Source organism: Brachybacterium sp. GU-2 (assembly GCF_030866705.2).
Taxonomy (GTDB): domain Bacteria; phylum Actinomycetota; class Actinomycetes; order Actinomycetales; family Dermabacteraceae; genus Brachybacterium; species Brachybacterium conglomeratum.
On record NZ_CP133037.2, the window covers coordinates 301,901 to 314,344 of the forward strand.

Below are 12,444 nucleotides of genomic sequence, written 5' to 3' on the forward strand. Positions count from 1 at the left end.
GGGGGTCTCTGCTGCGCGAGCGCTGTCAGCTCAGATGTCGTAGTACAGCTCGAACTCGTGCGGGTGCGGGCGGAAGCGGAACGGATCGATCTCCGTGGTGCGCTTGAGCTCGATCCAGGTGGAGATGAGGTCCTCGGGGAACACGTCGCCCTCGGTGAGGTAGTCGTGGTCCGCCTCAAGGGCGTCCAGCGCCGCACCCAGCGAGTCGGGCAGCTGCTGGATCTGCGCGTGCTCCTCCGGCGGGAGCTCGTAGAGGTCCTTGTCGATCGGCTCGGGCGGCTCGATCCGGTTGCGGATGCCGTCGATGCCGGCCATGAGCTGCGCGGCGAAGGACAGGTAGGGGTTCGCCGAGGGGTCCGGGGCGCGGAACTCGACGCGCTTGGCCTTCGGGGAGGAGCCCGTGACGGGGATGCGAATGGCGGCGGAGCGGTTGCGGGCCGAGTAGACCATGTTCACCGGCGCCTCGAAGCCCGGCACCAGGCGCTTGAAGGAGTTCACCGTGGGGTTGGTGAACGCGGTCAGCGAGGGGGAGTGGGCGATGATGCCGCCGATGTACCAGCGGGCGATGTCAGAGAGGCCGCCGTAGCCGCGCTCGTCGAAGAACAGCGGCTCGCCGTCCTTCCACAGCGACTGGTGGGTGTGCATGCCCGAGCCGTTGTCGCCGAACAGGGGCTTGGGCATGAAGGTCGCGGTCTTGCCGGCGTCCCACACGGTGTTCTTGACGACGTACTTGAACTTCATGACGTCGTCGGCCGCCTGCAGCAGCGTGTTGAAGCGGTAGTTGATCTCCTGCTGGCCCGCGGTGCCGACCTCGTGGTGGGCACGCTCGACCTGCAGGCCGGTGTCCTCGAGCACGGAGACGATCTCGTCGCGGAGATCCGCCATCTGGTCGTTCGGCGGGACGGGGAAGTAGCCGCCCTTGAGGCGGGTCTTGTAGCCCTGGTTGCCGCCGAACTCGGACTCGTCGCGGTCGGTGTTCCACACGGCCTCGTCGGAGTCGATCGAGTAGAAGCCGGAGTTGACCGACGTCTTGAAGCGGACGTCGTCGAAGATGTAGAACTCGGCCTCGGCCGCGAAGAACGCGGTGTCCGCGATGCCGGTGGACTTGAGGTACTCCTCGGCCTTCGAGGCGACGGTGCGCGGGTCGCGGGAGTAGGGCTCGTCGGTGAACGGATCCACGATCGAGAAGTTGACGATCAGGGTCTTCCGCTCGCGGAACGGATCCAGGTACGCGGTCTCCAGGTCCGGCACGAGCTTCATGTCCGACTCGTGGATGGCCTGGAACCCGCGGATCGAGGAGCCGTCGAAGAGCTGGCCGGTCGCGATGGCCTCCTCATCGAAGGTGCTCGCCGGAATGTTGAAGTGCTGCATGACGCCGGGGAGATCGCAGAAGCGGATGTCGATGAACTCGACGCCCTCCTCCTCGATGTACTTCGAGATCTCGCTGGGATTGTTGAACACATCTCCTCCATCCGCGCCGTGCGGCGCGTTAAGTGCTGTCTCACCCCGAGGGGCCGAACCGCTCGAGTGCCGAGGGGCCGCGTCAGGCCGGGACTCGGGTGAGACCAAGCTTAGGGGCAGTGGTGCACCGCTCCCGGGGAGCCCGGCGATTCCCAGCACGGCCGCGTAGGCTCCGCCCGTGATCGATCGCAAGGACCTCGGCTCCTGGATGGACGGCCCGCCCAGGGAGGCCGGCTACGTCAAGGGCTCCGCTCTCGGACTGCCGGCCTCGGGCCGCGGCGCCGTCGCGTCGTTCTGGCGTCGACCCCTCTCGCTGATCGTCGACTGGGGATTGTGCGTGGGCATCTCGGCCCTGCTGTTCGGCGGCGACCCGCTGGCGAACCTGATCCTCTTCGCGGCGGTGAACGTGCTGTTCCTGACGCTTTTCGGGGTGACCCCGGGTCAGTTCCTGCTGCGGGTGCGGGTCGTCCCCGTCAGCGGCCGCAGCCCGATGCTGCTGCGCGCGGTGGTGCGCACCGTGCTGATGCTGCTGGTGCTCCCGGCAGTGGTCTGGAACCGCGACACCCAGCCCCTGCACGACGTCGTCGCAGGCACCGCGGTCGTCACCCTCTGACGGGGTCCTCCGCTTCGCCTGCGCCGCAGGAGCGAGCGCTCCTGCGTCTCCGGACGCGCCCTGTCGACCCGCAGGACGCCTCCCCACTTCATCCCGCTGACCTGCGTCGATGCCGAATGTCACGAAAAGGTCACGCAGATAACGAGAAGGTCACGACCGCCTCCCGGCGGTACGGGCAGCCCTTCCGCGCACAGCACGACGCCCCCACCCGCCGGAGCGGGAGGGGGCGTCGCCGAGAGGACGGGTGCCGGGTCAGCGGCCGCGCATCGCCTTGCGGTTCGGACGGGCACGCATCGGGTCCACGCCCTTGGGCACCTGCTGGCGCAGCGAGCGGTGCAGCGCGTTCAGGCGCTTGGTCACCTGTGCGGACTCCTGCTTGGTCAGCTGCTTCTTCATGCGCTGCATGTAGGTGGGGAGCTTGTGCAGCGGCACCTCGCCCTCGCCGTCGCCGACGACGATCTGGTGGACCGGCACGTTGTCGTGCTGGAGTACGCGCCGGATGCTGCGCCGCTCCTTCTCCAGCAGCTTCATCGAGATGCCCGTGGAGTCCTCGGCCACGATCGCGATGCCCGCCCGGCCCGAGGCGCGGAAGAGCATCTTCTGGCTGCGGGGATCGATCTGCACCGGCTCGTCCTCGACGTTCCAGCCGCGGCGGATCGACTGCATCGCGGCGAGGGCCGCGCCGGTCTGGCCCTTGATACGGTCGAAGGCCGCTCGCTCCGCCTTGCGGGCCAGGATGATCATCGCGATCAGCACGCCGACAGCGAGGCCCATGAAGATGCCGTACCAGGGGCTGTCGAAGATCAGCACGGTCAGCAGCACGCCGACGGCGATCGCGCCGACGATCGCGAGGATCATCAGCGGCAGGGTCGACCGGTCGACCTCCTGCGTGTACTTGAAGACCTCGAACATCTGGTTGAGGCGACCGGGCTTCTTCGTGCCGTCGGCGTTGCGCTTGCCGCGCTTCTTCGTGTCGTCCTTGGCGGACGTGGTCTCGGACGTGCGAGCCATGGGGGATGTGTCCTCTCGGGGCCGGCGGAGCGTCAGCTCGCGGCGGCCTGCTGGGTGCGGGCGACGACGCTCGCAGCTTCCTGACGGGCGGGCTGATCGGAGTCGAGGTGGCGGAGGTTCTCCGGGATCTCGCGGCCGAGCTCGCGCATCGCCTGCGCCCAGAGCTTTCCGGCGCGGTACGAGGAGCGGACCATCGGACCGGCCATCACCGCGAGGAAGCCCATCTCCCTCGCGGCCTCGGACAGCTCGACGAACTGCTGGGGCTTCACCCAGCGGTCGATCGGGTGGTGCAGCTTCGAGGGCCGCATGTACTGGGTGATGGTGAGGATGTCGCAGCCGGCGTCGACCAGGGCCTGCATCGACTCCAGGATCTCCTCGTCCGTCTCGCCCATCCCGAGGATGAGGTTGGACTTGGTGATCATCCCGGCGTCCTTGCCCATCGAGATGACGTCCAGCGACCGGTCGTAGCGGAACGCGGGACGGATCTGCTTGAAGATCCGCGGCACCGTCTCCAGGTTGTGCGCGAACACCTCCGGCTTGGCCTCGAACACCTGCTGGAGGTGCTCGCCGCGGCCCTTGATGTCGTCGATCAGCAGCTCGACACCGGTGCCGGGGTTCATCGCGTGGATCTGCTGGCAGGTGCGGGCGAACAGCCCCGCCGCGCCGTCCTCGAGATCGTCGCGGGCCACGCCCGTGACCGTCGAGTAGCGCAGGCCCATCTCCTTGACCGACTGCGCGACCTTGAACGGCTCCATCGGGTCCACCGCCATCGGCTTGCCGGTGGCGATGTTGCAGAAGTCGCAGCGCCGGGTGCAGGTGTCCCCGCCGATCAGGAAGGTCGCCTCCCGATCCTCCCAGCACTCGAAGATGTTCGGGCAGCCGGCCTCCTCGCAGACCGTGTGCAGGCCCTGGCCGTGCACGCGCTGCTTCATGGCCGTGTACTCGGGGCCCATGACGGCCCTGGTCTTGATCCATTCGGGCTTGCGCTCGATGGGGACCTCGGCGTTGCGCGCCTCGACGCGCAGCATGCGACGGCCCTCGGCAGCGATCGTCACCGTGATGCCTCCTCGTCTCGTCGTCCCTGAAGTCTATCGATCCCGTCTGCGCGCGCGGCGCTCACAGCACCGGTGCGGAGGTGCGGTGCGCCACGAGGTCGATCATCGCCTCGGCGACCGGGTCGAGCAGCTCGACGACCGGCACCCTGCGGCCGAGCTCCCGGCTGAGACTGGTCACGCCGGCGTCGTCGATCCCGCAGGGGATCACGTTCTGGGCCCAGGAGAGGTCGTTGGCGCAGTTCAGGGCGAAGCCGTGCATCGTGGCGCGCTTCGAGACGCGCATCCCGATAGCGCACACCTTGCGCTCCTGCTCGCCCTCACGAGCCACCCACACCCCGCTGCGGCCCTCGATCGGGACGGTCTCGAGGCCGAGCCCGGCGCAGACGTCGATGATCGCCTGCTCGAGGGCGCGCACGAAGCCGACCACGTCGATCGGGATCGGGAGCTTCACGATCGGGTAGCCGACGAGCTGCTGCGGCCCGTGCCACGTGATCTTCCCGCCCCGGTCGATGTCCACCACCTCGGCGCCGTCGCGGGGGCGCTCGTGGTCCTGGGTGAGCTTGCCCGCGGTGTACACGGGCTGGTGCTCCAGCAGGAGCAGCGTGTCCGGCCGCTCGCCCGCGACCACCTCGGCGTGGATCCGGCGCTGCAGGTCCCAGGCGGCGCGGTAGTCCACCGGCCCCGGGGGCAGGTCGAACTGTGCGTGCCGGTCCTCGTAGGGGAGCGGCTCGCTGAGGCCGAGACGGATCACATCGAGCATCTCTCCAGGCTACTCCTGCCGCGACCTGCACGTTGTGGATGACCAGCAGGGGTGCGCGTCGTGGTGGGGTTCACTGTGGCCATGGATCAGGGGGAGCATGCCAGGAGCGGAGGGCGCCACGGGTTCGTCCTGGGGCCGACGGTCGACGGTCCGGGCCGCGACGGCCCGGGCCGGGATGGCCCGGGCAGGGATGGCGCGGGACCCGCTGGCGCCGGCCTGGACGGTGCCGCCGCGGACCGGACCGGGCGCGAGGAGGAGAGCCTCGGAGCGCCGGGGCGGGAGGACGCGCTGCGGGTGCGGTGGCGGGGCCCGGAAGGGCGGGAGTCCGTCACCGCGGAGATGCAGCTGCTCGCCGCGCTCGAGGTGGCCGGGATCAGCGCCGCGCCGGACGTGATCGGCATGGAGGAGGACGGGTACATCCGCGAGACCGCCCCGCCGCTCGCGCGGCGCCGCGGGCGACGCGCCGCCGACGGCGGTGCACCCGCGACGGGGGAGCGGGTAGCACAGGCCCGGGCACGGGAGGACCTCGAGGCCCTCGTCGCGGCGCTCCACGAGCGAGGCTGGGTGCTCGGGGCACCGCGAGGCCGCGGGCTCGGGGTCCGGGCCGACGGCAGCGTGCTGGTGCTCGACCTCAGCGGCCTGCGACATGAGCAGTCCCTCGCGGTGCGCAGCGCGGATCTGCACTGGATCGACTCCGTGCTCGAGGACGAGGAGAGGACGCTGCGACGACGGGTCCACGCCCTCGCTGGCGGGGGCGCGCCCTCGCTCGACCTGCCCGGTCTCCTCGATGCCCCCGCGGGCGCGAGTCCGGCGGATCCGCCGCGGGTGCCGGGAGACCAGGGAGACCAGGGGGAGCCGGAGCGGCCGGACGGGGTACAGCAGGAGGTGGCGCGGGAGGAGGCGGAGGAGGAGGTCGACGCGGCCGACGCAGGATCTGTGGCGCCGCTTCCCGCTCCCCGGCTGCGCAGAGCGCGCACGGAGGCGCGGGCCAAGGGCGGAGCGGATGCCGGGTCATCGCGTCGGCGCGGGACCGGCGGCGCGCTCTCCGCGGTGCTGGGGGAGCGGCGGCACCGGCGCACCGCCCTGCTCAGCGGGGCGGTGGTGCTCGCCCTCGGCCTCGGCGCGGCGGCGGCGATCACCGTGACCATGGACCGCTCGGAGCCGGCGCGACAGGCCCCCGCGGTCGTCGCCGACGGAGCTCCTGCGGGCGCTGGCAGCTCGCAGGAGGGGCAGGTGCCCGCGATCGAGGACCCGTGGGCGCTGGCGGCGGAGCTCGCGGGCTCCCGCCACGCCTATCTCACCGGCGCCTCCGACGTGCCCGTCGCCGCCGAGGGCGGTCCCGCGCAGAAGGAGGACGAGCGGATCCGTGCGGCCTATGAGGGGTACGAGGTGCAGGGCAGCGGACCGGTCGTGCACGAGGCCGAGCTGCTCGAGGGGCCCGACGAGGACGGAAGGGCCGTGCTGCGCGTGCTCGTCTCGACCGCGGCCGGCCAGGTGCGCGAGGGCTCCGGCCTCGTGCAGGAGACCCCGAACAGCGGTGCCTCGCAGATCGATCTCGTGCTGATCTGGGACGGGGCCCGCTGGAGGATCCTCGAGACGCGCACCGCGTGAGACGCCCGAGGAGGGCCGGGACGAGGCAGGGCCCCGACACCGTGACGGTGCCGGGGCCCTGCCGATGCTCAGCCGATGGCTGCGCGCGGGGACGGGGTCAGAGACCGAGCTCGCCCTCGAACGCGCCCTCCTCGAGCCGCTTCTTCATGTAGGTGAGGAAGCGGGCGGCGTCGCCGCCGTCGACCATGCGGTGGTCGTAGGAGAGGAACAGGTACATCATCGAGCGGATCGCGATGGTGTCGTCGCCCTCGGCGTTCTGCACCACGGCGGGACGCTTCGTGATGGTGCCGGTGCCGAGGATGCCGACCTGCGGGGCGGGCACGATCGGGGTGTCCCAGAGCGCACCGCCCGAACCGGTGTTCGTGATCGTGAACGTCGCGCCGGAGAGGTCGTCGGGGACGAGCTTGTTGCTCTTCGCCCGGCCGCCGAGGTCGCCGATCTGGCGGGCGAGGCCGGCGAGGTTCAGGTCGCCCGCGTTCTTGATGACCGGGACCACGAGACCGCGCTCGGTGTCCGCCGCCATGCCGATGTTCTCCGAGCCGTGGTAGACGACCTTGTCGTCGTCGATGGTGGAGTTCAGCTGCGGGTAGGTCTTCAGACCCTCGATCGCTGCCATCATGAGGAAGGGCAGGAAGGTGAGCTTGGCGCCCTCGCGGGCGGCGAACTCGTCCTTCGCCTTCGCGCGCAGCTTCGCGATGCGGGTCACGTCGACCTCGACCGCGGTGGTCAGCTGCGCCATGCCGTGCAGGGACTCCATCATCCGCTGGCCGATGACCTTGCGGATGCGGGGCATCTTCTCCTCGGTGCCGCGCTTCGAGGAGACCTCGACCTTCGGCGCCGCGGGAGCGGCGGCCGCGGCGGCAGGAGCGGCCGCGGCGGCGGGTGTCGCCTGAGCCTTCTGCGCGTCGATCGCCTGCTGCACGTCCTGCTTGCGGATCCGACCGCCGAGGCCGGAGCCCTTGACGCTCGAGAGGTCCACGCCAGCCTCGGCCGCCATCTTCCGCACCAGCGGGGTGACGTAGCCCGAGGACTCCGCGCCGGAGACCGCATCGGCGGCCTGCGGGGCGGGAGCGGCGGGCGCCGCGGGCTCCTCCTGCTCCGGGGCCTCGGCCTTCGGAGCCTCCTGCTTCGGAGCCTCCTGCTTCGGAGCCTCCTGCTTCGGAGCCTCCTGCTTCGGCTCCTCGGCGGGCTTCTCCTCGGCCTTCTTCTCCTCGGGTGCGGGAGCGGCCGGCTCCTCCGCCTTCGGGGCCGCGGGGGCGCCGGAGCCGACGATCGCCAGCACGGAGCCGACCTCGGCGTCCTCGTCCTCCTGGACGCGGATCTCGAGCACCGTGCCCTCGACGGGGGAGGGGATCTCGGTGTCGACCTTGTCGGTCGAGACCTCGAGCAGCGGCTCGTCGACCTCGACGGTGTCGCCGACGGCCTTGAGCCATCGGGTGACTGTGCCCTCGGTGACGGACTCGCCGAGCGCCGGCATCGTCACCTCCTCGCCCTCGGCCGCGCCGCCGGAGGCGCCGGAACCGGCATCGCCGGAGGCGTCCGCGGGCTTCTCGGACTCCCCGGCGGGGGTCTCCTCGTCGGTGGACGGGGCGACGGTCTCGTCGGAGGCGAGGTCCTCGCCCTGCTCCTCTGCGGGAGCCTCCTCGGCCTCGGCGCCGGAGTCGCCGGAGCCGGCGTCCGCGGAGCCCGAGCCGTCGCCGATGACGGCGAGATCGGCGCCGACCTCGGCGTCCTCGTCCTCCTCGACCAGGATCTTCTCGATGGTCCCCGCGACGGGGGAGGGGATCTCGGTGTCGACCTTGTCGGTCGAGACCTCGAGCAGCGGCTCGTCGACCTCGACGGTGTCGCCGACGGCCTTGAGCCATCGGGTGACTGTGCCCTCGGTGACGGACTCGCCGAGTGCCGGCATCTTCACGGTTTCAGACATGGGGTTCTCTCCTCTGGGAAGACTCAGGCGTGGGCGTGCAGCGGCTTGCCGGCGAGGGCGAGGGCCGCCTCGCCCATGGCCTCGTGCTGCGAGGGGTGGCCGTGGATGAGGGAGGCGACATCCTCGGGGTAGGCCTCCCAGTTGACGATGAGCAGCGCCTCGCCCATCAGCTCCGAGGTGCGCGAGCCGATCATGTGGACGCCGATGATCGGGCCGTCCTTCTCGCGGACCAGCTTGATGAAGCCGGTGGTGCCGAGGATCTGGGACTTGCCGTTGCCGCCGAGGTTGTACTCGTAGGCCTCGACCTTGTCCTCGCCGAGCTGCTCCTTGGCCTGCTTCTCGGTGACGCCGACGGAACCGACCTCCGGCTCGCAGTACGTGATGCGCTCGATGCCGGACTCGACGATCGGGGCGGGGTTCAGGCCCGCGATCCGCTCGGCGACGAAGATGCCCTGGGCGAAGCCGCGGTGGGCGAGCTGCAGGCCGGGGACGATGTCGCCGACGGCGTAGACGCCGGGGACGTTGGTCTCGAGGGTCTCCTTGTTCGCGAGCACGAAGCCGCGATCCATCTCGATGCCCTGCTCCTCGTAGCCCATGCCGGAGGTGTTCGGGCCGCGGCCCACGGCCACCAGGAGGTAGTCGCCCTCGAAGACCTTGCCGTCGGCGAGGGTGACCTTGACACCGGTCTCGGTCTGCTCGGCCTTCTCGGTGAAGACGCCGAGAGAGAAGGCGATGCCGCGCTTCTTGTAGGCCCGCTCGAGGGCCTTGGAGATCGCCTCGTCCTCGTTGGCGACGAGGTGGGGCAGACCCTCCACGATCGTCACGGACTCCGCGCCGAGCGACTTCCAGATCGAGGCGAACTCGACGCCGATCACGCCGCCGCCGAGGATGATCGGGTTCTTCGGCAGCTCGGGCAGCTGCAGCGCCGTCTCGGAGTCTAGGAAGCGGCCGCCCAGGTCGATGCCCGGGAGGGTCTTCGAGTAGGAGCCGGAGGCGAGGATGACGTTCTTGCCGGTCAGGGTGCGGGTGCCGGACTCGGTCTCGACCGTGACGGTGTTCGGCCCGGTGAGCTTGCCGAAGCCCTCGACGTAGTCGACCTTGCGGGCCTTCACCAGGCCCTGGAGCCCCTTGTACAGACGGCCGATGACCTTGTCCTTGAAGCCGAGGACCTTCGTGGCGTCGACGCCGTTGAGGGTGAGGTCCACGCCGGCCGCAGCGGCCTCGGACGGTGCGTCGGCGAGCTCCCCGACGTGGAGCATGGCCTTCGTCGGGACGCAGCCGCGGTGCAGGCAGGTGCCGCCGAGCTTGTCCTTCTCCACGAGGGCGATCTTCTGGCCGAGCTGGGCTCCGCGCAGCGCGGCCGCATAGCCGCCGCTGCCACCGCCCAGGATCACGACGTCGAACTGGTCAGTGGTTGTGTCCGCCACCTGTGTGCTCCTCGGTGTCTTGGGTGTTCCGCGGCGCATTCGGACCCGGATGGCCGACGGCGCCGCCTGCGTGCCCCATGCTAGGGCACCGGGCGGCGCCGGGCGGACCTGTTGCGCGCAACTGTCAGGATGTCGATGCGGCGAGCATCACGCCACCGCGGCCCCGGCGTGGTCCTCGAGAACCTGCAGGACGGTGCGGACGCTCATCCCGGTGGCTCCCTTGCCCATGTAGCCCAGCGGTGCGCTGGCGAAGGCGGGGCCGGCGATGTCCAGGTGCGCCCACTCGGTCGAGCCCACGAACTCCTTGAGGAAGATGCCCGCCGAGAGCGCCCCGCCGGGACGCTCGCCGATGTTGCGCAGGTCCGCGACGCGACCGGTGAGGTCGGCGCGCAGCTCCTGCGGGAAGGGCAGCGGCCAGAAGGGCTCGCCGGCGCGCTCGGCGGCCGCCACCACGGCAGACCGGCCGATCTCGGTTCCCATCACGCCGCCGGTGCGCTTGCCGAGCGCGACCACGGCCGCGCCGGTGAGGGTCGCGACGTCCATCACCAGGTCCGGCTCCGCGGCGACCGCGTCGACGAGCGCGTCGGCCATGACCATGCGGCCCTCGGCGTCGGTGTTCAGCACCTCGACGGTGGTGCCGTCGCGCATGGTGACCACGTCGCCCGGGCGCTGGGCGCCGCCGCCGGGCATGTTCTCGGCGAGGGCGAGGAAGGTGGTGACCTTCACGTCCAGCCCGAGACGGGCCGCGGCGACGGTCGCGCCGAGCACGGTCGCGGCACCGGCCATGTCCGAGGTCATGTCCTCCATGCCGGGCGCCGGCTTCAGGGAGATCCCGCCGGTGTCGAAGGTGATGCCCTTGCCCACCAGCGAGACGGAGCGGCTCGCCCCGGCAGGTGCGTACTCGAGGCGGACCAGGCGCGGCGGGCGCGTCGAACCCTGGCCGACGCCGACGATTCCGCCGTAGCCGCCCTCGGCGAGGGCGGCCTCGTCCAGCACGGTCACCGTGATCGGGAGGTCGGCGACGAGCTCCTCCGCGCGGCGGGCGAACTCCGCCGGGGGCAGCAGGTTCGGCGGGGTGTTCACGAGGTCGCGCACGAGGTCGACGGAGCCGGAGAGCACTCGGGCCCGCTCGAGCGCGGGCTCGAGGGCGTCGGTCCCGGCCTCGCCGGCGAGCAGGACGATCTCGGCCAGGGCACCCTTGGGGGCCTTCTCTCCGGTGCCGGTCTTGTGCGCGGTGAAGGCGTAGGCGCCGAGCGCGGCGCCCTCGAGGGCGGCGGCGCGCTGCGCGTCGGACGCGGTGGGCAGGGCGAGTGCGGCGCGGCCGACGCCGGTCAGCGAGCGGGTCGCGGCGCCGACGGCGAGGCGGAGGTCCTCGGCGGAGACGGCGGAGAGATCCTCCTCGCCCACGCCGACGAGGAGCAGGGTGGTTGCGGCGGCGAGGCCGGTGGAGGGCAGACGGTGCAGGTCCCCGCGCGCGGCGGAGGGGGCGAGGCCCGCGACGGCCTCGGAGATCTCGGGGGATCCCGGGACGGAGGCGGGGGCTTCGCCCGCGCCGGCGACCAGGGGGAGCACGAGGACGTCGGCGGCGACGTCGACGAAGGGTTCAGCGGTCATTTCCAGAATCGGCATGGGCCTATCGTAGGTCTCGGCCCCGACCGACCGTCCGCGGCCGTGGAGGAGGACCGACCGCACGATGAGGGAGCCGCACCGATGAGCCTGCTGAGCATCGTGGTCGCCGTGCTGGGCGGTCTGACCGCCGCGCTCGCGATCTACTACGCCGCGAAGGATCTCAGCGCCGACCTCGTGCTGCTGGGCGCCGCGGCGCTGACAGCGATCGGCTGGATCGTGCTCGGCATCTCCCTCGGCGTGCGCGATGCCACCTCCGCAGGCCCGCCGCCCGAGCGGGTGACGCTCTACGGGTACGTGCTGACAGGGCTGATGCTCGTCGTCGGCGGGGGCTGGCTCGGCGCCTTCGAGCGCACGCGCTGGGGGAGCGTGGTGATCGCCGTGACGTGTGCGGTGACCCTCGTGCTCCTGATGCGCATCCACCAGATCTGGCCGGGAGGCTTCGCATGACCGCACCGCGCACCGACGACCGCCCTGCGGACCGCGACGGACGCGGTCCCGCGGCGGACAGGAGCCGCGGCGGGCGCGGCTTCGAGATCGTCCTCGTCGCCGTCTACGGCATCTTCGCCCTCTCGGCGACCGCGCGCAGCCTGGTGCAGGTGCTGCGGGACTTCGACCGTGCACCGGTGGCCTACTCCCTCTCGCTGCTCGCGGCGGCGACCTACATCGCAGTGACCGTCGCGCTGGTGCGCGGCGGACGGCGCTCGAGGGTCGCCCGGGTGCTCGTCGTCATCGAGCTGATCGGCGTGCTCGCCGTCGGCACCCTGACCGTGCTCGACCCCGTGCTGTTCCCCGAGGCGACCGTGTGGAGCGTGTACGGCCAGGGCTACGGCTACGTGCCGCTCGCGCTGCCCGTGCTCGCGCTGGTCTACATGCTGCGCGGGGCCCGCAAGCGCCCCGAGGCCTGACCATCGGGCCCCGGCGGCCCGGCCGGAGCACCCCTGCGGCGCGTC

11 protein-coding genes are annotated in these 12,444 nt (G+C 71.4%); 4 read left to right on the forward strand and 7 right to left on the reverse strand.

Annotation, left to right across the window (positions count from 1 at the left end; all coding sequences use genetic code 11):
* Nucleotides 1–30: 30 nt before the first annotated feature.
* Nucleotides 31–1,461, reverse strand: coding sequence for a type I glutamate--ammonia ligase (gene glnA, locus RBL05_RS01470; RefSeq protein ID WP_308740844.1), 1,431 nt, complete (start codon nucleotides 1,459–1,461; stop codon nucleotides 31–33).
* Nucleotides 1,462–1,639: 178 nt separating this feature from the next.
* Between glnA and RBL05_RS01475 the strand changes: the two genes are divergently transcribed.
* Nucleotides 1,640–2,074 (forward strand): RDD family protein, encoded by a 435-nt coding sequence (locus RBL05_RS01475; RefSeq protein WP_308740843.1) that lies wholly within the window; start codon nucleotides 1,640–1,642, stop codon nucleotides 2,072–2,074.
* Between the two features lie 252 nt (nucleotides 2,075–2,326).
* On the opposite strand, the gene RBL05_RS01480 is transcribed toward RBL05_RS01475, so the two are convergent.
* The 3 genes from RBL05_RS01480 to lipB all read right to left on the reverse strand — a co-directional run bounded on the left by RBL05_RS01480 (nucleotide 2,327) and on the right by lipB (nucleotide 4,900).
* Complete coding sequence (locus tag RBL05_RS01480) at nucleotides 2,327–3,085, reverse strand: DUF4191 domain-containing protein (protein WP_308740842.1); 759 nt, start codon at nucleotides 3,083–3,085, stop codon at nucleotides 2,327–2,329.
* Nucleotides 3,086–3,117: 32 nt separating this feature from the next.
* A complete protein-coding gene (gene lipA / locus RBL05_RS01485) occupies nucleotides 3,118–4,140 on the reverse strand; it encodes a lipoyl synthase (protein WP_308740841.1) in 1,023 nt (340 codons plus the stop codon).
* A gap of 61 nt (nucleotides 4,141–4,201) precedes the next feature.
* The gene (gene lipB, locus RBL05_RS01490; protein WP_318604007.1) at nucleotides 4,202–4,900 is read right to left on the reverse strand and encodes a lipoyl(octanoyl) transferase LipB; all 699 of its coding nucleotides are present in this window, start codon (nucleotides 4,898–4,900) and stop codon (nucleotides 4,202–4,204) included.
* A gap of 81 nt (nucleotides 4,901–4,981) precedes the next feature.
* On the opposite strand from lipB, the gene RBL05_RS01495 reads away from it, so the two are divergent.
* Nucleotides 4,982–6,511, forward strand: coding sequence for a hypothetical protein (locus tag RBL05_RS01495; RefSeq protein ID WP_308740840.1), 1,530 nt, complete (start codon nucleotides 4,982–4,984; stop codon nucleotides 6,509–6,511).
* Nucleotides 6,512–6,608: 97 nt separating this feature from the next.
* On the opposite strand, the gene sucB is transcribed toward RBL05_RS01495, so the two are convergent.
* The 3 genes from sucB to RBL05_RS01510 all read right to left on the reverse strand — a co-directional run bounded on the left by sucB (nucleotide 6,609) and on the right by RBL05_RS01510 (nucleotide 11,494).
* Nucleotides 6,609–8,438 carry a 2-oxoglutarate dehydrogenase, E2 component, dihydrolipoamide succinyltransferase gene (gene sucB / locus RBL05_RS01500; protein WP_308740839.1) on the reverse strand — a complete coding sequence of 610 codons (1,830 nt, stop codon included), beginning with the start codon at nucleotides 8,436–8,438 and terminating at the stop codon, nucleotides 6,609–6,611.
* Between the two features lie 23 nt (nucleotides 8,439–8,461).
* Complete coding sequence (lpdA, locus tag RBL05_RS01505; RefSeq protein WP_308740838.1) at nucleotides 8,462–9,865, reverse strand: dihydrolipoyl dehydrogenase; 1,404 nt, start codon at nucleotides 9,863–9,865, stop codon at nucleotides 8,462–8,464.
* A 147-nt stretch (nucleotides 9,866–10,012) separates the two neighbouring features.
* Entirely contained in the window at nucleotides 10,013–11,494 is a 1,482-nt protein-coding gene (locus tag RBL05_RS01510) for a leucyl aminopeptidase (protein WP_308740837.1), read from the reverse strand.
* An 81-nt stretch (nucleotides 11,495–11,575) separates the two neighbouring features.
* On the opposite strand from RBL05_RS01510, the gene RBL05_RS01515 reads away from it, so the two are divergent.
* The gene (locus tag RBL05_RS01515) at nucleotides 11,576–11,941 is read left to right on the forward strand and encodes a hypothetical protein (protein ID WP_318604010.1); all 366 of its coding nucleotides are present in this window, start codon (nucleotides 11,576–11,578) and stop codon (nucleotides 11,939–11,941) included.
* On the forward strand, nucleotides 11,938–12,399 hold the full coding sequence (locus RBL05_RS01520) for a hypothetical protein (RefSeq protein ID WP_308740835.1): 462 nt from the start codon (nucleotides 11,938–11,940) through the stop codon (nucleotides 12,397–12,399). Before RBL05_RS01515 ends, RBL05_RS01520 begins: the two co-directional genes overlap by 4 nt.
* The last annotated feature ends 45 nt before the right edge of the window (nucleotides 12,400–12,444 follow it).